Annotated in this window: 21 protein-coding genes; 4 read left to right on the top strand and 17 right to left on the bottom strand. The window is 66.6% G+C overall.

Going from position 1 to position 19,654, the window contains the following annotated elements:
- Window positions 1-4: 4 nt before the first annotated feature.
- Window positions 5-460, bottom strand: coding sequence for a thiosulfate oxidation carrier protein SoxY (gene soxY, locus XM1_RS01215; protein WP_082700311.1), 456 nt, complete (start codon window positions 458-460; stop codon window positions 5-7).
- Between the two features lie 11 nt (window positions 461-471).
- Window positions 472-996 (bottom strand): hypothetical protein, encoded by a 525-nt coding sequence (locus XM1_RS01210; RefSeq protein ID WP_068428482.1) that lies wholly within the window; start codon window positions 994-996, stop codon window positions 472-474.
- An 86-nt stretch (window positions 997-1,082) separates the two neighbouring features.
- Here XM1_RS01210 and XM1_RS01205 point away from each other — a divergent pair, with 86 nt between their 5' ends.
- A complete protein-coding gene (locus XM1_RS01205; RefSeq protein WP_172821874.1) occupies window positions 1,083-1,910 on the top strand; it encodes an alpha/beta hydrolase in 828 nt (275 codons plus the stop codon).
- Between the two features lie 129 nt (window positions 1,911-2,039).
- Here the strand turns inward: XM1_RS01205 and XM1_RS01200 are convergent, their stop codons facing one another.
- The 15 genes from XM1_RS01200 to XM1_RS01130 all read right to left on the bottom strand — a co-directional run bounded on the left by XM1_RS01200 (window position 2,040) and on the right by XM1_RS01130 (window position 15,884).
- Window positions 2,040-4,235 carry an ATP-binding protein gene (locus XM1_RS01200; RefSeq protein WP_068428476.1) on the bottom strand — a complete coding sequence of 732 codons (2,196 nt, stop codon included), beginning with the start codon at window positions 4,233-4,235 and terminating at the stop codon, window positions 2,040-2,042.
- A 158-nt stretch (window positions 4,236-4,393) separates the two neighbouring features.
- Complete coding sequence (locus XM1_RS01195) at window positions 4,394-5,599, bottom strand: VWA domain-containing protein (RefSeq protein ID WP_068428473.1); 1,206 nt, start codon at window positions 5,597-5,599, stop codon at window positions 4,394-4,396.
- Window positions 5,600-5,606: 7 nt separating this feature from the next.
- Complete coding sequence (locus XM1_RS01190) at window positions 5,607-5,996, bottom strand: bacteriohemerythrin (RefSeq protein WP_068428469.1); 390 nt, start codon at window positions 5,994-5,996, stop codon at window positions 5,607-5,609.
- Window positions 5,996-6,841: a MoxR family ATPase gene (locus XM1_RS01185; RefSeq protein WP_068428466.1), complete on the bottom strand. Its 846-nt coding sequence runs from the start codon at window positions 6,839-6,841 to the stop codon at window positions 5,996-5,998. The genes XM1_RS01190 and XM1_RS01185 overlap by 1 nt, the downstream gene beginning before the upstream one ends.
- Before the next feature lie 250 nt (window positions 6,842-7,091).
- Window positions 7,092-7,442, bottom strand: a complete 351-nt coding sequence (locus tag XM1_RS01180; protein WP_068428463.1) for a phasin family protein — start codon at window positions 7,440-7,442, stop codon at window positions 7,092-7,094.
- A 181-nt stretch (window positions 7,443-7,623) separates the two neighbouring features.
- On the bottom strand, window positions 7,624-8,055 hold the full coding sequence (locus XM1_RS01175) for a CBS domain-containing protein (RefSeq protein ID WP_068428460.1): 432 nt from the start codon (window positions 8,053-8,055) through the stop codon (window positions 7,624-7,626).
- A 116-nt stretch (window positions 8,056-8,171) separates the two neighbouring features.
- Complete coding sequence (pgmG, locus tag XM1_RS01170) at window positions 8,172-9,557, bottom strand: phosphoglucomutase/phosphomannomutase PgmG (RefSeq protein WP_068428457.1); 1,386 nt, start codon at window positions 9,555-9,557, stop codon at window positions 8,172-8,174.
- A 1-nt stretch (window position 9,558) separates the two neighbouring features.
- Window positions 9,559-11,187 (bottom strand): alpha-D-glucose phosphate-specific phosphoglucomutase, encoded by a 1,629-nt coding sequence (locus XM1_RS01165; RefSeq protein WP_068428454.1) that lies wholly within the window; start codon window positions 11,185-11,187, stop codon window positions 9,559-9,561.
- A 63-nt stretch (window positions 11,188-11,250) separates the two neighbouring features.
- The gene (locus XM1_RS01160) at window positions 11,251-11,637 is read right to left on the bottom strand and encodes a GxxExxY protein (protein ID WP_068428451.1); all 387 of its coding nucleotides are present in this window, start codon (window positions 11,635-11,637) and stop codon (window positions 11,251-11,253) included.
- A 109-nt stretch (window positions 11,638-11,746) separates the two neighbouring features.
- A complete protein-coding gene (locus tag XM1_RS01155) occupies window positions 11,747-12,409 on the bottom strand; it encodes a DUF2971 domain-containing protein (protein WP_068428448.1) in 663 nt (220 codons plus the stop codon).
- A gap of 21 nt (window positions 12,410-12,430) precedes the next feature.
- Window positions 12,431-12,637 (bottom strand): hypothetical protein, encoded by a 207-nt coding sequence (locus tag XM1_RS01150; RefSeq protein WP_068428446.1) that lies wholly within the window; start codon window positions 12,635-12,637, stop codon window positions 12,431-12,433.
- Window positions 12,638-12,777: 140 nt separating this feature from the next.
- Window positions 12,778-14,085, bottom strand: coding sequence for a UDP-glucose/GDP-mannose dehydrogenase family protein (locus XM1_RS01145; RefSeq protein ID WP_068428443.1), 1,308 nt, complete (start codon window positions 14,083-14,085; stop codon window positions 12,778-12,780).
- Between the two features lie 13 nt (window positions 14,086-14,098).
- Window positions 14,099-14,971 carry a UTP--glucose-1-phosphate uridylyltransferase GalU gene (gene galU, locus XM1_RS01140; protein WP_068428440.1) on the bottom strand — a complete coding sequence of 291 codons (873 nt, stop codon included), beginning with the start codon at window positions 14,969-14,971 and terminating at the stop codon, window positions 14,099-14,101.
- A 115-nt stretch (window positions 14,972-15,086) separates the two neighbouring features.
- The gene (locus XM1_RS01135; RefSeq protein WP_068428436.1) at window positions 15,087-15,572 is read right to left on the bottom strand and encodes a DnaJ domain-containing protein; all 486 of its coding nucleotides are present in this window, start codon (window positions 15,570-15,572) and stop codon (window positions 15,087-15,089) included.
- A gap of 9 nt (window positions 15,573-15,581) precedes the next feature.
- Window positions 15,582-15,884 (bottom strand): STAS domain-containing protein, encoded by a 303-nt coding sequence (locus tag XM1_RS01130; protein WP_068428433.1) that lies wholly within the window; start codon window positions 15,882-15,884, stop codon window positions 15,582-15,584.
- A gap of 177 nt (window positions 15,885-16,061) precedes the next feature.
- Here XM1_RS01130 and XM1_RS01125 point away from each other — a divergent pair, with 177 nt between their 5' ends.
- Genes XM1_RS01125 through XM1_RS01115 form a run of 3 tightly spaced genes read left to right on the top strand, consistent with a single transcriptional unit; the run spans window position 16,062 to window position 19,651 of the window.
- Complete coding sequence (locus tag XM1_RS01125) at window positions 16,062-18,017, top strand: acetoacetate--CoA ligase (RefSeq protein WP_068428430.1); 1,956 nt, start codon at window positions 16,062-16,064, stop codon at window positions 18,015-18,017.
- A gap of 58 nt (window positions 18,018-18,075) precedes the next feature.
- On the top strand, window positions 18,076-18,846 hold the full coding sequence (locus XM1_RS01120; protein WP_068428427.1) for a carbonic anhydrase: 771 nt from the start codon (window positions 18,076-18,078) through the stop codon (window positions 18,844-18,846).
- 7 nt (window positions 18,847-18,853) lie between these two features.
- The gene (locus XM1_RS01115) at window positions 18,854-19,651 is read left to right on the top strand and encodes a hypothetical protein (protein ID WP_068437349.1); all 798 of its coding nucleotides are present in this window, start codon (window positions 18,854-18,856) and stop codon (window positions 19,649-19,651) included.
- The last annotated feature ends 3 nt before the right edge of the window (window positions 19,652-19,654 follow it).

The raw sequence follows: 19,654 nt of genomic DNA, 5'->3' as shown, positions 1-19,654 counted from the left end.
TCCGTCAGCCTCCGCAGCCGCCGACGGTGACCTTGACCTCGCGCCGCGTCTCCCAGGCGCTGCCGTCGGACAAGAGTGCGATGGCGCGCACCTCCTGGCTGCGGGCCAGACGCAGCCGTCCCGACACCTCCGCCTTGCCGGTGGGGGTGAAGTGGAAGCTGGCCACCTGGGGGGCGGGATTGTCGTGGGCCAGGATGTGGATTTCCCTGACGTAATTGTTCGGCGCCATGGGGTGGTCCACCGAGACGGTGAACGGCACGGTGGCGCCGTTGTCGGCGATCTCGGGAAGCTTCAGGTGGACCTTGCCCGCCTGGGGCCTGACGCCGCCGAGCAGGCGCGCCGCCGCCTCGTCCGCCTCGGCCCGGCTGGCCATGGCGGCGCCGGGGGCCAGGGCGAGGGCGCAGCCCGCCACGGGCAATCCGAGAACCAGGGCGCGGCGCTGGAGGGAAACCGGGGGCATGATGCTCCTTTTCATTCCTGATGGTGGATCGGCGTGCCCTGGGGCACCTTGATCCTGAGGCCCGGCGTCGGAATTTCGGCGATGAAGCGCCCTTGCTGCAGGGCGGAACGCCGCTGCAGCAGGCGGGCGTGGCACAGCAGCAGCGCGGCGCAATTCAGCGCGAACAGGACGATGCTGACCCGCATGGCGACGTTGCCCAGGGGGGCCAGCAGGGGAATGGCGAACAGCAGCGGCAGCAGCGCGTAAAGGAAGGTGTCGCGCCAGCGCTTGGCGTAGACCACCGCCGAGGCCAGGGCCGCCACCGGCGACACCAGCACCAGGTCCACCTTGGCGTTCAGCACGACCTGGGCGGCCAAGGCGGCGTAGTTCGGAGGCAGGCCCTCGAAACCGGCGATCAGCGACAGGCCGTCGCTGCTGGGCGTGAAGGTGGCGCGCAAGGCCTCCACCGGCCAATGGGCACGGGGAATGGCCGGGCGGATTTCCTTGTAGACGGCTCGGGAGAACTCGGAATCGGGGCGTAGCAGCTCGCTGACCATGAGGCGGGGAGCGGTCCTGGATGTTGCCGACGCCGTACTGTGCCATGATGGAGGCATCGGGGCCAAGCGGCATGGGAGAATGGGTGATGCGTGGATGGCTGATGGCACTGCCGCTGTTGCTGTTTGGACACGCAACCTGGGCGGCTGAAGCCATCCGCGGCGAGCAGGCGCTGGAGATCGAAACCCGCCCGGGGGTGTCCACCGCCTTCTACCTGACCGAGCCGGCGCGCCCGCCCGTCGTCGCCGCCATCCTGCTGGCCGGCGGTGATGGCAGCGTCGGGGTACGTCCCGGCGAAACCGTGGACGCGCCCGTCGCCTTCGGGCGCGGCAATTTCCTGGTCCGGACCCGGGGGCTTCTCGCCGGTCACGGCGTCCTGGCGATGACCATGGACGCGCCGTCGGATCAGGGGCGCTCCCTGACGGCGCAATTCCGCCTTTCCCAGGAGCACGCCGACGACATCGCCGCCCTGGCCGCCTGGCTTAAGCGCCGGAGCGGCGGCCTGCCGGTCTGGCTGGTGGGCACCAGCATGGGGACGTTGTCGGCGGCCAACGTGGCGGTCCGGCTGGGCGCCCAGGTGGACGGCGTGATCCTCACCTCGTCCATCACCCGGGGGCACCGCAAATACGCCTATCCCGCCGACGGCGTGTTCGGCCTGGGATTGGGGGGCGTCGGCGTGCCGGCCATGGTCGTCGCCCATTCGGGCGATTCCTGCGAGGTCACGCCGCCCGGCGACGCCGCCGGGCTGCTGGAGAGTCTGGCCAACTCGCCCCGGCGACGGCTGCTGATGGTCGACGGCGGCGCCCCGGCGCGCTCGGCCGCCTGTCAGGCCATGTCGCCCCACGGCTTCTTCGGCCGCGAGGACGAGGTGGTCGCCGCCATGGCCGAATTCATGACCCACACCAGCCCGCGATGAGCCTGCTCGTCGCGGGGTGGGTAGGCCCAAGGGGCCGCGCCGCCTATGCGGCGGAAGCCAAGCCGCCACAGGCGGCGCCCGGCGATTGAGGGCGATGCGGGGATCGGTTTCGATCGCCGCATCCCGGTATCAGTCCGCCGCCGCGCTGAACAGGCGGGACGGGGGGAAGGCGACCGTCACCCGGGTGCCCTGATCGGGCTGGCTGTGGATGCTGACCGAGCCGCCGTGCATCTCCATGATGGCCACCACCATGGGCAGTCCCAGGCCGGTTCCCTCGTGACGCCGGGCGATGCGGGCGTCCACCTGGACGAAGGGCTCCATGGCCTGGGCGATTTCGTCGCCGGTCATGCCGATGCCGCTGTCGGCCACATGCAGTTCAAGCCCCCCGTGCGGCGGGATTGTGGCGGAGATCCTCACCGTTCCGCCATGGGGGGTGAACTTGACGGCATTGGCCATGAGATTGATCAGCACCTGCCGGATGCGCCGCTCGTCCGCCATGACCTGCGGCAGGTCGGCGGGAAGGTCGGCGATCAGGTCCAATCCGGCGGCGCGGTCGCGCATCAGGCGGATGGCGGCCTCGACCAGCGGACGGACCTCCATGGGGCGGTCGTCCAGCTCCATCTTGCCGGCCTCGATCTTGGCCAGGTCCAGGATGTCGGTGATGATGCTGAGCAGATGGCGGCCCGAGGCGGAGATGTCGCCGGCATATTCCCGGTAGCGGTCGGGCATGGGGCCCAGGACCTGGGAATACATGGTCTCGGCGAAGCCGATGATGGCGTTCAAGGGCGTGCGCAGTTCATGGCTCATGCCGGCCAGGAAGTCGCTTTTGGCGCGGCTGGCGCTTTCGGCCTGTTCCTTGGCGGCCAGCATCTGGGCCTCGGCCAGCTTGCGCCGCTCGATATCCTCGGTGACGCCGATCAGGTATTCGATGCGGCCCTCGCGCCACAGGGCCGACAGGGTCAGGTTGATCCAGGCGATGGAGCCGTCCTTGCGGATGTAGCGCTTTTCCATGGCGAAGCTCTGGCACTCGCCGCGGATCATGCTGGCGATCTCGTCCCCGCCCAGCGCCCGGTCGTCGGGGTGGGTGATGTCCAGGGTCGGTCGGCCGATCAGTTCCTCGGGCTCGTAGCCCAGCATGGCGGCGAAGCGGCGGTTGACCCGGATGAAACGGCGGTCGGGACTGGCGTGGCTCATGCCGACGGCGGCCTGCTCGAAGGTGGCGCGGAAGCGGTCCTCGCTGTCCTTCAGCCAGACCTCGCGCTCGTTCAGCGCGCCCAGCATGGTGTCGAAGGTGGCGCACATCTCGCCCACCTCGCCCAGGCCGCCGCCTGTGCGGGCATTCATGTCGCCGCTCCGTACCCGGCGCATGGCCCCGGCCAGCCGGCCGAGCGGGGCGAATAGCAGCCGGCGGCTGGAAAACCACAGCAGCAGGACGGCGCCGGTGCCCGCCACGGCGAAGGCGATCACCGCCATGCGCAGGAACTGGCGCTCGGCCCCGCCCAGCATTTCCACCGGGACGGTCACCGCGACCATGGTATCGGGGGCCAGATTGCCCAAGGGCGCGATGCCGAACATGGACGTCTCGCCGGTGATGGCGGTGGCGATGAACGAGCCGCTGGCGCCCCGCACCGCCGCGTCCTTCAGTTCCGGCACCGGGGTGACCTGGGGCGCGGGTTCGGGCAGGGCGGGCACCCGGGCCAGGATCGTCCCGTCCTTTCGCAGTACCAGCAGGCGCGCTCCTTCGGGCAGGATGGGCGGGGCGACTGCCCTGGCCAGGTGGTCCAGGGAACGGGCGGTGGCCACCACGCCGCGCGGCGTGCCCAGCCAGTCCAGGATGGGATAGGCGATGGGCAGGGCGGTGCGGCCGTCGTCGAGCAAGTGATAGGGGGCGGTGGCGATGCTTCCCGTTTCCAGGGCCCGCTCGATGTGGGCGCCCTTGGCGAGCCAGGAAATGTCGGAGCCCTGGCCGATGCTGCACTTCACCTGCCCCGAGGCGTCGGTACGCATGAAACCCGCATGCCCCTCGATGGCCAGCAGGAAGTGGCGGTAATGGTTGCCGCACTCGTCATCCTCGGGGTCGGTGGCCAGGGCGGCCAGCGCCTCGCGCGAGCTTTCCAGCCCACGGTCGTGGATGGCGGCGGCCATGCGCGCCAGGGTCTCGATCTGGGCGCCCGCCGCCTGCAGCGACAGGGATTCGGCCAGATGGACGATCACCGCCAGGGTGCCGAGGAAAATGCAGGGGATGAGGCCGAGCATCACCACCTGGAACAGGTGGCCCTGCGCTCCGCCCAGCCAGGTCAGGGTCCGTTTGCCCCCCTCCGCCATTCGGTCCCGTTTCCCCCCAAAGAGACATTCATGCCAAGCGGAAGGCTATCATATGGCGCGCTCAAACCAATACCGGCAATCCGACATTACGGAGGGGGCCGACATTACGGAGGGGGCCGACATTACGGAGGGGGCCGACATTACGGACGGGGCCGACATTACGGATGGGGCGTGCCCCGATTGAGATCGCGCATGGCCTGGTCCAGGCCCTCCAGCGTCAGGGGATGCATGCGCCCGCCCATCAGCTGCTGGATCATCTGGGTGGAATGGGTCCACTGCCAGCGCGCCGGGGGGGCCGGATTGAGCCAGACGGCACTGGGCCACTGGTCGAGCAGGCGGCGCATCCACACATGGCCGGGCTCCTCGTTCCATTCCTCCACGGCGCCGCCCGGCATGGTGATCTCGTAGGGGCTCATGGCGGCGTCGCCGACGAAGATCAGTTTGTAGTCCGACGGGTAGGTATGGATGACGTCCAGCGTGTGGGTGACGTCCTGGTGGCGGCGGCGGTTGTCCTTCCACAGCCCGCCATAGGGGCAGTTGTGGAAGTAGTAGTACTCCAGGTGCTTGAACTCGGAGCGCACCGCCGAGAACAGCTCCTCGCAGGTGCGCACGTGCTCGTCCATGGAGCCGCCGATGTCGAGCAGCAGCAGCAGCTTGACCTTGTTGTGGCGCTCGGGCCGCATCTTGAGGTCGAGCCAGCCGCCGGCCCGCGCCGTCGAGGTGATGGTGCCGGGCAGGTCCAGTTCGGTGGCGGCGCCCTCGCGGGCGAAGCGGCGCAGCCGTCGCAGGGCCATGCGGAAGTTCCGCGTGCCCAGTTCGATGCCGTCGTCGAGATTGCGGTAGACCCGCTCGTCCCACACCTTGACCGCGCGGCGGTGCCGGGATTCGTTCTGGCCGATGCGCACGCCCTCGGGGTTGTAGCCGTAGGCGCCGAAGGGCGAGGTGCCGGCGGTGCCGATCCACTTGGAGCCGCCCTGGTGGCGCTCCTTCTGCTCCTCCAGGCGCTTGCGCAACGTCTCCATCAGCTTTTCGAAGCCGCCCGCCGACTGGATTTGCTCCATCTCTTCCGGCGTCAGGTGCTTTTCCGCCAGCTTACGCAGCCATTCCTCGGGGATGGCGGCTTTGAGCGCGGCGGCCAGCTCGTCGCCCGATCCGACGATACCGTTGAAGACGCGGCCGAACACCCGGTCGAACTTGTCCAGGTTGCGCTCGTCCTTCACCAGGCAGGCCCGGGTCAGGTAGTAGAAGGTGTCGACGCTCATCTCGGCGACGCCCTCGGCCAGGGCCTCGAGCAGGGTGAGGTATTCCTTCAAGGTGACCGGCACCTTGGCGTCGCGCAGTTCGAGGAACAGGGTCAGGAACATGGTGGACTCAACCGCCCTTCGCCCGGGTCCAGGCGGCGTAGCGCTGGTCCTCGATCAGGATGTGGCCCTTCAGCCACGACCACAGGAAGTCCTTCAGCCGGGTGTCGTCGTCCTCGAAGGCCTGGGTGCGGTACTGCTTCAGCATGGCCGCCACCTGGTCAGCGAAGTCGTCGTGCTGGACCCGGTGGGCGTCCAGACCGGGAAAGCCGATGGCTTCCAGGTGGGCCTCCTCACGCTCGAAATGGCCGGTGGTGTAGTCCAGCACCGCGTTGAACAGCTCCAGGAAGTCGGGAGCCGACTGGTCGAGGTCGTTGATCATGCCGATCAGCTTCTGGTGGTCCTTGTCCAGGGCGGAGTTTCCCACGCTCATGGCCTCGGTCCACGAGATGACGGTCATCAGCGTCCCTCCCGCCGATTGAGGAAGGCCAGGCGCTCGAACAGGTGGACGTCCTGCTCGTTCTTCAAAAGCGCGCCGTGCAGCTTGGGAATCAGCGAGGCCTTGTCCTTGGCCCGCAGGTCTTCCGGCGACAAATCCTCGGACAGCAGCAGCTTGATCCAGTCCAGCAGCTCCGAGGTGGACGGCTTCTTCTTCAGCCCCGCCACCTCGCGGATGTCGAAGAACGCGGTCAGCGCCTCGTGCAGCAGGGCCGGCTTGATGCCGGGGTAATGCACGGCGACGATGCGTTCCATGGTCTCGCGGTCGGGGAAGCGGATGTAGTGGAAGAAGCAGCGGCGCAGGAAGGCGTCGGGCAGCTCCTTCTCGTTGTTCGAGGTGATGATCACCATGGGACGCTGCGCCGCCTTGACCACCTGCTTGGTCTCGTAGACATGGAACTCCATGCGGTCGAGTTCCAGCAGCAGGTCGTTGGGGAACTCGATGTCGGCCTTGTCGATCTCGTCGATCAGCAGCACCGGCGGGGTGGGGGCCTCGAACGCCTCCCACAGCTTGCCCCTGACGATGTAGTTGGAGATGTCGTGGACGCGGGCATCGCCCAGCTGGGAATCCCTGAGGCGCGCCACCGCGTCGTATTCATACAGGCCCTGCTGCGCCTTGGTGGTGGACTTGATGTGCCATTGCAGCAGCGGACGGCCCAGCGACTTGGCCACCTCGGCGGCCAGCACGGTCTTGCCGGTGCCCGGCTCGCCCTTGATCAGCAGGGGGCGTTCCAGACGCAACGCCGCGTTGACGGCGACCAGCAGGTCTTCGGTCGCCACATAGCTATCGGTACCCTTGAACGACATCGGCTCACTCCTTCTTGGCAAGAAAGGTAGGAGCCTCGGGCAATTCGGTCAAGGAATGCCGATTTAAATCGGGCAAAGAAAAAGCCCCGGCCTTGGGAGGAAGGCCGGGGCTTCGTGGCCGTCGTCGCGAATGTCCGGAAGCAGCGGGATGGGGGGGAGAGCCCCGGACGTTCAAAAAGCGGCGGCGGTCATTTCGATCCAGACCCGGGCGAGGTGGGAGGAGAGACCTCGCCGGGCTTGCGGATCGAAGTTAGGCGGCAACCTTGGTCAGCGCGGCGAAACGGGCCTGGATCGGCTCGACCGCGGCGGTCAGCGCAGTGGTCGACAGCTCGGCCAGCTTGCGGCCGTCGGCGATGGCGCCCTCGAGGGCCTCGCGGGCCAGCTTGCCCTGCAGATCGGCCAGCTCGGCCGGGCTCTTGACGGAGAACAGCGCCTTGACGGCGGCGTCGGCCTTCTTGACGTTCTCGGCGATCAGGGCCTGCTGGGCCTTGGCGATCTCTTCGAAAGCCTTGACGGTGGCGGCGCCGGACTTGGCGAAAGCGTCGGCGTTTTCCTTGCCCAGGGCGACGAACTTCTCGAAACCGTCGATCTTGATGGTCATGACCATGATCCTTTTCAAAGGGTGAGGCGCGTTGTGCGCTGCAACATGAGGCTAATCTAACAGAATCGTGTTGCAGCGCAACATGATTTTTGCGCTGCAACATAATTGTCGCGCATGGAGGGGCTGCAAAAATGCAAACGCCCCCGGAATCCTGGGATTCCGGGGGCGTTGAAAGTGAAGATCAGCGCGTGGCGGCGACGTCGCGCAGCACGTTCATCTCCATCTGGGCCTCGGTCAGGCGGAAGTTGACCGCGTCGCCGATGGAGACGATGCCGATCAGCTCGTCCTTTTCCACCACCGGCAGGTGGCGGATGCGGCGTTCGGTCATCACGCCCATGATGGTCTTGACGCTGTCGCCGGGCGAGCAGGTGACCACCGGGCTGGACATGACGTTGCGCACCGGCATTTCCAGGGCGGCCTTGCCGTACTGGGACAGGCCCTTGACGATGTCGCGCTCGGACAGCACGCCCTGCAGCTTGCCCTTGGCGTCGCAGACCACGGCCACGCCGACCTTCTTGTTGGTCAGCAGCGCGGCGGCGTCGGCCACCGAATGCTCGGGGCGGATGGTGAAGACGACGTTGCCCTTGGTCTTCAGGATGGATTCAACGGACATACTGGTCCCCCTTGATCTGACGGATATTGTTCTTGCGCAAGGGGTGGCCGGTCCCAGACCCCCTACCTTCGAATGATATCAGTCTGGAACCTAAGCCGAAGAAATTCAAGCCGCCATCAGTGGGTAGTCCCAAGGCTGACGCCGCTGGCCGCCAACTGCTCCGAGAGGGTCTGGCGCAGCCGCTTCAACCCCTCGGCGCTGGCCGCCTCGCAGCGGGCCACCAGCACCGCCTGGGTGTTGGAGGCGCGCAGCAGCCACCAGCCGTCGGCCGTGTCCACCCGCACGCCGTCGATGGCGGAGAAATTGGCGCCCGCCGCCTCGAGGCGCGCCCGGACCTCGGCCACCACGGCGAACTTGCGCTCCTCCGGGCAGTCGAAGCGCAGTTCCGGGGTGTTGACCATGTGGGGCAGCTTGTCACGGCGCTGGCCGATGGTCTGGCGATCCCAGCGGGCCACGATGCCCAGCAGGCGGATGGCGGCGTAAAGGGCGTCGTCGAAGCCGTAATAACGGTCGGCGAAGAAGATGTGGCCGCTCATCTCGCCGGCCAGCGGCGCGCCGGTCTCGGCCATCTGGGTCTTGATCAGCGAGTGGCCGGTGCGGCCCATGACGGCGTTGCCGCCCATGCGCCGCACTTCGTCGAAGAACACCTTCGACGCCTTGACGTCGGCGATGATGGTGGCGCCCGGCCGCGACTTCAGCAGGTCCTCGGCCAGGATCACCAGGATCTGGTCGCCGTAGAGGATGCGGCCTTCCGCGTCCACCACGCCGATGCGGTCGCCGTCGCCGTCGAAGGCGATGCCCAGATGGGCGGATTCGGCCAGCACCTTGTCTTGCAGCGCCACCAGATTGTGGGGCTCGGTGGGGTCGGGGTGGTGATTGGGGAAGCGGCCGTCGATCTCGCCGAACAGCACGGTATGGGTGCCGGGCAGACGCTTGACCAGGGCGTGCAGCGCCTCGCCGGTGGCGCCGTTGCCGCAATCCCACACCACCCGCAGGTCGCGCTCGCCGTCGTAATCCTCGGCCAGGCGGGTGACGTACTCGTCGAACACCGAATCCTCGACCGCCTTGCCCTCGCCGGTGGCGAAGTCGCCCTTGGCGGCGATGGTCCCCAGCGACTGGATGTCGGGGCCGAAGAACGGCTTGCCGGCCAGCACCATCTTGAAGCCGTTATGGGTGGGCGGGTTGTGGCTGCCGGTGACCATGATGCCGCCGTCGGCCTCCCTCACCTTGGCGGCGAAGTACAGCATGGGGGTGGGGCCGCGTCCGATGCGCCGCACGGTGCAGCCCGAAGCCATCAGGCCCTTGGTCAGCGCCTCGGCCATCTCGGGGCTCGACAGCCGCCCGTCCCAGCCAAGGGCAACCACGTGGCCGCCATTGCGGCGCACCCTTGTGCCGAAGGCCCGGCCGATGGCCTCGGCATCCGCAGCGAACAATGTCTCGCCCACGATGCCGCGGATGTCGTATTCGCGCAGGATGGTGGGGTGGAAGGTGTGGGAGGTCATGTCAGGTGATCACCGTCGGTTCGGTCCGCCCGGTCCTGGCCTCGATCTGGGCCAGATCGCGGGCGATCTTGATGAGGTCGGAAAGCGCCACCTGGGGATCGAGGTGGTGCTTGGCGGCGTCGGGCTCATAGCGCTCGATGTAGACGCGCAGCGTCGCTCCTTCCGTCCCTGTTCCCGACAGGCGGAAGACCACGCGCGAGCCGTCCTCGAACACCACGCGGATGCCCTGCTTCTTCGAGACCGAGCCGTCCACCGGATCGGTGTAGGCGAAGTCGTCGTTGAAGGCGACGGTATAGGCGCCCAGCTTCTGTCCCTTGAGCGAGAGCGAGCGCAGATGCTCCATCAGCCCCTCGGCGGCGGCCGAATCGATGCCTTCGTAATCGTGGCGGGAATAGACGTTACGCCCCAGTTCCTTCCAGTGGGCGGTGACGATGTCGGCGACCGATTGCTTGCGCGCGGCCAGCACGTTCAGCCAGGCCAGCACCGCCCATAGCCCGTCCTTCTCGCGCACATGGTCCGAGCCGGTGCCGAAGCTCTCCTCGCCGCAGAAGGTGGCCTTGCCGGCGTCCAGCAAGGTGCCGAAGAACTTCCAGCCGGTGGGGGTCTCCCAGGCCGGGATACCCAGCTTGGCGGCCACCCGGTCGGGCGCGGCGCTGGTGGGCATGGAGCGCGCTATGCCCTTCAACCCGTTGCGATAGCCGGGGCACAGCGTGGCGTTGGCGGCCAGTACGGCCAGCGAATCCGACGGCGTGACGTAGAAGTCGCGGCCCAGGATCATGTTGCGGTCGCCGTCGCCATCGGACGCCGCGCCGAAATCGGGGGCGCCGGGCCCCGTGAGCGCCTCGACCAGATCGTGGGCGTGGACCAGATTGGGGTCGGGGTGGCCGTGGCCGAAATCCTCGAGCGGCGTGCCGTTCATCACGGTGCCCTTGGGCGCGCCTAGGCGGCGTTCCAGGATCTCGGTGGCGTAGGGGCCGGTCACCGCGTGCATGGCGTCGAACTTCATGCGGAATCCGGCGGCGAAATTGGCGCGGATGGCGGCGAAGTCGAACAGGCTTTCCATCAGCTCGGCGTAATCGGCGACGGGGTCGAAGACCTGGACCTCCATGCCGCTTAAGGAGGTGGCGCCCAGCACGTCCAGGTCCACATCCGCCGCCTCGACGGTCTTGTAGCTGTCGATCCCTTGAGAGCGGGCGTAGATGGCCTCGGTGATGGCCTCGGGGGCCGGGCCGCCGGCCGGGATGTTGTACTTGATGCCGAAATCCTCGTCCGGGCCGCCGGGATTGTGGCTGGCCGACAAGATGATGCCGCCGAAGGTCTTGTACTTCCTGATGACGCACGACGCCGCCGGAGTCGACAGGATGCCGCCCTGGCCCACCATCACACGCGCAAAGCCGTTGGCGGCGGCCATCCTCAGGATGGTCTGGATGGCGGTGCGGTTGTGGTAGCGGCCGTCGCCGCCCAGCACCAGGGTCTTTCCCGCCACGTCGCCAATGGAATCGAACACCGCCTGGACGAAGTTCTCCAGGTAGTGGGGTTGGGCGAAGACATTGACCTTCTTCCTTAAGCCCGACGTGCCGGGCTTCTGGCCGGTAAAGGGGGTGGTGGAAACGGTTTTCACGGCGGCCATGATGCTATCTTCCCCAGGACTATGATTGCCGACGATGTTGGTCGTGATCTTGGGCCATATTGCTCATTTAGCCAACACCACCCGGCGGATTTCCAGCTTTGGCCGTCCGAAATTCAGCAGCAGGCCTACCGGCAGGCCGCTGGCCTTGAGGTAGTTGAGAACCTGCGCCGCGTGGGCCTGGGCCAATCCGTCGGTGGTCTTCAATTCCACGATCACCCTGTCTTCCACCTCCAGATCGGCCACATACAAGCCGACCTGGCGGTCCCGGTAATGAACCGGGAAGGGCTGCTCCTTCCTGACGGCAAGACCGGTCAGGCTCAATTCCTCGAACAGGGCGTTGCGGTAGACGATCTCCAGGAAGCCATGGCCCAAGGCATTCGCCACGGCAAAGGCCGCGCCGATGATGCGTTCGGTCAGTGCATTCAGGCCGGGCTCGGCTTCGGAGAGCATGGGACGTCCTGTTCAGGCCTCCGTGTTGCTTCTGCGGCATGCAGAGGTGCGGACGGCGGGGATGGGGGTAACACGGATGGACGCGGATGTTCACGGATGAAGGGGATGATTAACGATAGGATGCCTTGGATAGAACCACATCGACGTTCTCGTGGCCGTGCTTGGCGAGAAAGCCCTTGATCACGGGAATGGGGGTGATGTTGCGGGGGCCGAGAACGACCCGTTTGATGGGCGATTGGCCCTCGTGGCGAAGGGGGAGGGGCCGGAATGGGACGATCCTATCTCGCAGTGCTCGGAATTCCATGGATTTTAGGTCTGATGATGGCTCCCACTCCGCCCCTCTGCCCACGATTATGGAGATGAGACGCCACTCAGCCTCTTCGGAAAATGCGGGATTTTTAACGGTGTATAGGCTGCCAAGGAAAAATATGTTTGTTCGCCACATTGATTGGCGAAGCGTGTTTGTCGCTAATAATTCAGCGTCTGTTGTAAATGCCAGCAGACCCCTGGATTGTTGTTTGAGGGCGCCTTGATTTATATATGATATTATTTTATCTGCTGTCTCGGATATCGCTGCGGCCTGCTCTCCCGCCTCATACAAGATATTCCTCAGGCGAAAGCCCCAGCCATCTTTGGGGCCGATATCACTGACATCGATAAAATGTTTTGCAGAAAATCCGATAGCCACTCCAAAGCCATCATCGGCATATGCCCGCCATTGGCTCAGGGTGTCGTCCCGCTCGGCCATACAGAAGCCTGCGGCACCAATCATCTCTATGGTCCAATCTAAATCTTATAATGCCGTATCGAGATGGCCCCGCGTCACACCATGTGAGGTGCAATATTCCTCGAACACCTTCCTGACCCACCGTCCTTCCTGGCTGTCATTGGACAGGCTGAGGTCGGACAGCCGGATGGAGTCGCTCTCGACGATCGAGAGGAAGGCGGCGTTACTGCAGTAGTGATAGAGAATGTCGGGGGGATTTGGTTCGTCGCCCATCCGTGTTCATCCGTGCCAATCCGCGTCCATCCGTGTTGCCAACCAGCGTCGGCCACAACTCAGACGAATGATCGGCGAAAACAAGAATGCGGGCAACATGTGCCCGCATTCCCGTCGTTCATGAACTGTCAAGAAGACGGCTACGGTCGGCCGATGCTGGTGTAGGCGAAGCCCAGTTCGGCCATCTCGTCCGGCGCGTAGACGTTGCGCAGGTCGACGATGGCGGGGGCGGCCAGCAGCGACTTGACCTTCTTGAGGTCCAGCGCCCGGAACTCGTTCCATTCGGTGATGATCACCGCGCAATGGGCGCCCGGCATGGTGGCGTAGGCGTCCTTGCAGTATTCGACCGACGCCGGCAGCAGCTTCTTGGCCTCTTCCATGCCCTCGGGGTCGAAGGCCTTGACGGTGGCGCCCGCCTCGATCAGGGCCTTGACGATGTCGAGCGAGGGCGAATCGCGCATGTCGTCGGTGTTGGGCTTGAAGGTCAGGCCCAGCACCGCGATGGCCTTGCCCTTGACCGAGCCGCCGCAGGCCTTGGTGACGCGCTCGGCCATCTGCTTCTTGCGCTGGTCGTTGACGGCGACCACCGATTCCACGATGCGCAGCGGCGCGCCGAAATCCCGTGCGGTCTTGACCAGGGCCAGCGTGTCCTTGGGGAAGCACGAGCCGCCGTAGCCGGGACCGGGATGCAGGAACTTCTTGCCGATGCGGCCGTCCAGGCCGATGCCCTTGGCCACGTCGTGGACGTCGGCGCCCACCTTCTCGCACAGATCGGCGATCTCGTTGATGAAGGTGATCTTGGTGGCCAGGAAGGTGTTGCCGGCGTACTTGATCAGCTCGGAGGTGCGCCGCGACGTGAAGACGATGGGCGTCTCGATCAGGTACAGCACGCGGTAGAGCTGCTTCATCACCTTGCGGGCGGCGTCGGATTCGGTGCCGATCACCACGCGGTCGGGGCGCATGAAGTCGTTGATGGCCGAGCCTTCGCGCAGGAATTCCGGATTGGACACCACGTCGAATTGGGCGTCGGGACGGCGCTTCCTGATGATGGCCTCGACCTCGTCGCCGGTGCCCACCGGCACGGTGGACTTGGTGACCACCACGGTATAGCCGGTCATGGCGTCGGCGATCTCTTCCGCCGCCGCGTAAACATAGGAGAGATCGGCATGGCCGTCGCCGCGACGAGACGGCGTGCCCACGGCGATGAACACCGCGTCGGCGTCCTTGACCGCCGCCTTCAGGTCGGTGGTGAAGGACAGGCGGCCGGCTTCCACGTTGGCGGCGACCATGTCGTCCAGGCCCGGCTCGTAGATGGGCATGACGTTCTGGTGCAGCTTCTCAATCTTGGCGGCGTCCTTGTCGACGCAAACCACGTCGATGCCGAATTCCGAGAAGCAGGTCCCCGACACCAGGCCGACATAGCCGGTGCCGATCATGGCGATGCGCATGAGGCTCTAGTCCTTAGCCGTGAAAGCGGGTGATCAGGTCCCGGGCGGCCTCGGCGGTGTCCTCGCGGGCCAGGGCGAAGGCCAGATTGGCTTCCAGCCAGCCCACTTTGTCGCCGCAATCGTAGCGGGTTCCCTCGAAGCGCAGGCCGTGGAAGGGGACCATGCCGATGGTCTGGCTGATGGCGTCGGTCAGCTGGATCTCGCCGCCGGCGCCCTTTTCCTTCTTGTCCAGCACGTCGAACACCGCCGGGTGCAGGATGTAGCGGCCGATGATGGACAGCGTCGAGGGCGCCACCGCCGGGTCGGGCTTTTCCACCAGACCCTTGGCGCGGGCCAGGCGGCCGTTGTCGTTCTCCACGTCCAGGATGCCGTAGCGCTTGGTGTGCTCGCGCGGCACGTCGGAGACGGCGACCACGTGGCCGCCCACTTCGGTGTGAACGGCGGCCATCTGCTTCAGGCAGGCGGTCTTGGACAGGATCAGGTCGTCGGGCAGCAGCACGGCGAAGGGTTCGTCCGCCACCAGGTCGCGGGCGCACCACACGGCGTGGCCCAGGCCCAGGGGCTCGCTTTGCCGGGTATAGGAGATCTGGCCCGACTTGGGCATCCACGAGGTCACCGCCTCGACCAGGTCGAACTTGCCGCGATCCTTGAGGATGCGCTCCAGCTCGGGGTTGTGGTCGAAATGGTCCTCCAGCGCGTTCTTGCCCCGCCCGGTGACGAAGATGAAGTGCTCGCAGCCGGCCGCCGCCGCCTCTTCCACCGCGTACTGGATCAGCGGCTTGTCCACCACCGGCAGCATTTCCTTGGGCATCGCCTTGGTGGCGGGCAGGAAGCGGGTGCCCATGCCACCCACGGGGAACACGGCTTTGCGGACTCGACGAGTCATCGATCACTCCTGAAGCTTTGTCTCGACCCATCGGCGCGCGCAGCCGCGCCTTGTTTCGGTCGCGGCATGTTTTGCCACGCCCGCGCGGCGGAAGCAACGGTTTGCCCTTGGATATTTATCCCAGAAGGACGTCGCGGGCCTGGTTGAGGCGCGCCGCGATCCAGGTGGAGCCGCCGGTGTCGGGATGGTTGGCGCGCATCAGGCGGCGATGGGCCTCGCGGATTTCGTCTGGCGTGGCGCCGGGGGCGAGGCCCAGAACGTCGTAGGCCTGGGCTGGGGTCATGGCGGTGTCGGCGGGGGGCGGGGGCGGCGCCGAGCCCCCGGCGGCAGGGGCGTCGCGCCCGGTCATCCGGCGCAAACCCTGCCACAGCTGGTGCAGCCGCATGGCCCGGCCGATCCACGGCGACAGGCCGGCGAGGATGGCGAACAGCCCGGCCAGCTTGCCGGTGACCACCAGGGCGACGCCGCCGATCACCAGGGCGGCGAGGATGGCGCCGATCAGCGCCTTTTTCGCCTTGTCAGGCGGAGCCTTCGACCACCAGCGCAGCGCCCACCACAGGGCGAGCAGCCCGCCGACCGCCAGAAGAAGGCGCAGTGCCATGGCCGGAAACTATTCGAAGTCGAAGCTGGCGCCGCCGTCGGTCAGCTCGAACAGGCGCCGCACGTTTCCGGCGGCGCCGCGCAAGGTGAGGTGGCGGCCCTTGCCGACGATCTCGTCCTTGGCCAGGTGCAGCATTCCCAGGCCGACGGAATCCACCCGCGCCACCTTGGCCAGATCGAAGACGACCCGCGACGCCGAGATCGAATTGATATCGGAGATCAACCCGTTCATCAGGCTGGTGGCGGTATAGTCCATGGTCCCGTCGAGGCGGACGGTCAGGGTATCGTCCTGGTGGGAGATGGAAACATTCATGTGAAACCCGAATTCCTCGATTTGATAGCGGTCGAGTATGCTACGACTTGGTTCGCCGCTCCAGGGATTGATTCAGGCAAATTGTGTCGTATCTGTAAGTAGTTACACCAATATCGCCTTGGCGAACCCGCATCTTCGCGGTAAAACGAACGAGTGATCGTAAAGGCTGGAGGTAGCATGTCTGTTCTGCTGTGGCAACCGTCCAAGGAGCGTGCCGGGTCTTCGGCGCTTGCCCGGTTCATGCGGGACGCCGACGCCCGTTTCCAGACCGGGGCCGGCGATTACCAGGCGCTGTGGCGCTGGTCGGTGGACCGTCCCGACCAGTTCTGGTCCCTGATGTGGGAGGACGCCGGGATCATCGGCGACGGGCCGGGCGCGCTCGTGGTGGACGACGACCGCCGCATGCCCGGCGCCAAGTGGTTTTCCGAGGCGCGGCTGAACTTCGCCGAGAACCTGCTGCGCCGCTCGGACGATGGCGACGCCCTGGTGTTCTGGGGCGAGGACAAGGTCAAGCGCCGCTTGAGCTTCGCCGAACTGCACGCCGTGGTGTCGCGCATCCAGCAGGCGCTGAAGGCCGAGGGCGTGGGCGTGGGCGACCGGGTGGTGGGCTACATGCCCAACATGCCGGAATCCGTGGCCTTCATGCTGGCGGCGGCGTCCTTGGGCGCCATCTGGTCCTCGGCCTCGCCCGATTTCGGCGTCCAGGGGGTGCTGGACCGTTTCGGCCAGATCGCGCCCAAGGTGCTGGTGGCGGCCGAGGGCTATTTCTATTCGGGCCGCGCCCACGACTGCCTGGAGAAGCTGGCCGCCATCGTGCCGGGCATCCCCTCGCTGGAGCGCGTGGTGGTGGTGCCCTACACCCGCGAGGCGGCGGACATCTCGGGCGTGGCCAAGGCGGTCCATCTTGGCGATTTCCTGGCGCCCTTCGCCGCCAAGCCGGTGGAGTTCCTGCGGCTGCCCTTCGACCACCCCCTGTACATCATGTATTCGTCGGGGACCACGGGCGCGCCCAAATGCATCGTCCACGCGGCGGGCGGCGCGCTGATCCAGCAGCTGAAGGAGCACCGGCTGCACTGCGACGTGAAGCGCGGCGACCGGGTGTTCTACTTCACCACCTGCGGCTGGATGATGTGGAACTGGCTGGTGGCCGGGCTGGGGGCCGAGGCCACCTTGCTGCTCTATGACGGCAATCCCAGCCATCTGGGCGGCAATATCCTGTTCGATTTCGCCGATGCCGAGGGCATGACCCTGTTCGGCACCTCGGCCAAGTGGATCGACGCCATCGCCAAGATGGGCCTCGAGCCCATCCGGACCCATTCCCTGAAGACGGTGCGCACCATCTGCTCCACCGGCTCGGTGCTGGCGCCCGAGGGCTTCGACTACATCTACGCCAAGGTGAAGGCCGACGTGCAGCTGGCCTCCATCTCGGGCGGCACCGACATCATTTCCTGCTTCATGCTGGGCAATCCGCTGGCCGCGGTCTACCGGGGCGAGATCCAGGGGCCGGGCCTGGGCATGAAGGTCGAGGTGTTCGACGAGAATGGCCGCCCGCTGGCGGGCGAGAAAGGCGAGCTGGTCTGCACCAAGGCCTTCCCCTCCATGCCGGTGGGGTTCTGGAACGACGACGACGGCGCCCGGTACCGCGCCGCCTATTTCGAGAAGTTCCCCGGCGTGTGGACCCATGGCGACTGGGTGGAGGTCAACCCCCAGACCGGGGGAATCATCGTGTTCGGCCGCTCGGACGCCACGCTCAATCCCGGCGGGGTGCGCATCGGTACCGCCGAGATCTACCGCCAGGTGGAGCAGATCGACGACGTGCTGGAAAGCCTGGTGATCGGCCAGGACTGGCAGGGCGACGTCCGCGTGGTGCTGTTCGTGCGGCTGCGCGACGGACTGACGCTGTCGCCGGAATTGGAGGCGCGCATCAAGCAGCGCATCAAGGACAACACCACCCCGCGCCACGTGCCGGCCAAGATCGTGCAGGTGGCCGACATTCCCCGCACCAAGTCGGGCAAGATCGTCGAACTGGCGGTGCGCGACGTGGTGCATGGCCGCGCCGTCAAGAACAAGGAGGCCCTGGCCAATCCGGAGGCCTTGGACCTGTTTACGGGGCGGCCTGAATTGGATGCGTGACGGCGACCGACTTTGGCGATAGCCTTTTCCTCCTAGTCGCTTGCGGGGAGGGGTTGCCATGGATCGTCGTTCATTCCTCAAGGGGGCCACCGGCGCCGCCTGTCTGTGCGGAACCTGCGGCGGTTCCATCGCCAATGCGGTGGCCGCCGAGGGCGCCCACTGGGCCTACGAGGGACATGGCGGGCCCAAGGAATGGGGCATGCTGTCGCCGGAATACGCCGCCTGCTCCATGGGGCGCGAGCAATCGCCGGTGGATCTCACCAAGCCCATCGCCGCCATCATCGGCGACCCCATGACCGCCTGGCGGCCGGTGCCGCTCAGGGTCCAGAACAACGGCCACACCATCCAGGTGGATTGCGCCGGGGGCGGCAACCTGATGCTGGACGGCAAGTCCTACGACCTGCTGCAGTTCCACTTCCATCATCCCAGCGAGCATACGGTCGACGGGGCCTTCTTCGACATGGAGTGCCACTTCGTCCACAAGGCGGCCGATGGCGGCCTGGCGGTGCTGGGCGTGATGATCGCCAAGGGCGGCGCCAATCCGGCGCTGGAGGCCATCTGGCAGGTCATGCCGTCCAAGGGCGGCGAAAGCGCCACGGCGTCGTCCATGCTCGATCCCTCCATGCTGCTGCCCAAGGACCCGGTGACCTTCCGCTATGCCGGATCGCTGACCACGCCGCCCTGCTCGGAAGTGGTGCAGTGGGTGGTCTATCGCCAGGCCGTCACCGCCTCGGCCGAGCAACTGGCCGCCTTCGCCAAGCTGTTTCCCAACAACGCCCGTCCTGTCCAGCCGCTCAACCGCCGCAAGCTGCTGCTCGACGTGATGTGAGGTGGTGATGACCCGTCGTCTCTCGCTCACGCTTTCAGCCCTGGGGGGCCTGGCCCTGCTGGGAGGCTGCGCCGCCTCGCCCCAACCCATGGATGGAAGCGCCTGGCAGTTTGGCACCTGGATCGTCACCGACGCCTTCGCGTCCGGTCCGGTGGCCGACGTCAATTCCGCTCCGCGCGGGCAATCGGTGCCCATGGAGGCCGCCCGGGCCGGCGATGCCGCCGGCCGTGTCTGTGCGTCGCCGCGCTATGGCCGGGACCGGGCGCCGCTGGCGTCGGTGATCGGCGCCGCCGCTCCCGATTGGCCGGGCATGGGGGAAAAGGTCGCCATCCTGCAGGTGGAGTGCGCCGGCAAGCCCTTCGCCTCCTATGCGGTGATGGGCGATGGCGCCCTGCTGACCCGTTATGGGCCCTGGGTGCTGCGCCTGGAACATGGCGAGAAGCTGGCCGCCAATCCCGCCCCCATGATGGCCGAGCCGACGGCTCCGCCCATGGACGTGGCGGCCTTGGCCCCGGCCGCGCCGCCGCCGCCGGCCGCCGCGCCGGCGCCCGCCGCCGGGCCGCGCAAGCTGGTCTACCTCGCCTCCTACAAGACCGAGGACTGGGCGAAAAAGGGCTGGGGCATCCTGGCCGGGCACTCCGCCGGGCTGAAGGCGGCCGAGCCGGTGATGAAGACGGTCGACCTCAAGGACAAGGGACGTTTCGTCCGCCTGTTCGCCGCCGCCAAGGATGACGCCGCCGCCAAGGCCATCTGCAAGGAACTGGGCAAGGCCGTCGCCGAATGCGGCGTGGCCGGACGGGAGTAGAAT

Origin of the sequence: Magnetospirillum sp. XM-1, from assembly GCF_001511835.1 — a bacterium.
Lineage (GTDB): Bacteria > Pseudomonadota > Alphaproteobacteria > Rhodospirillales > Magnetospirillaceae > Phaeospirillum.
Note: the sequence above shows the minus strand (reverse complement) of the source record. Positions and strands in the feature narration are given on the sequence as shown.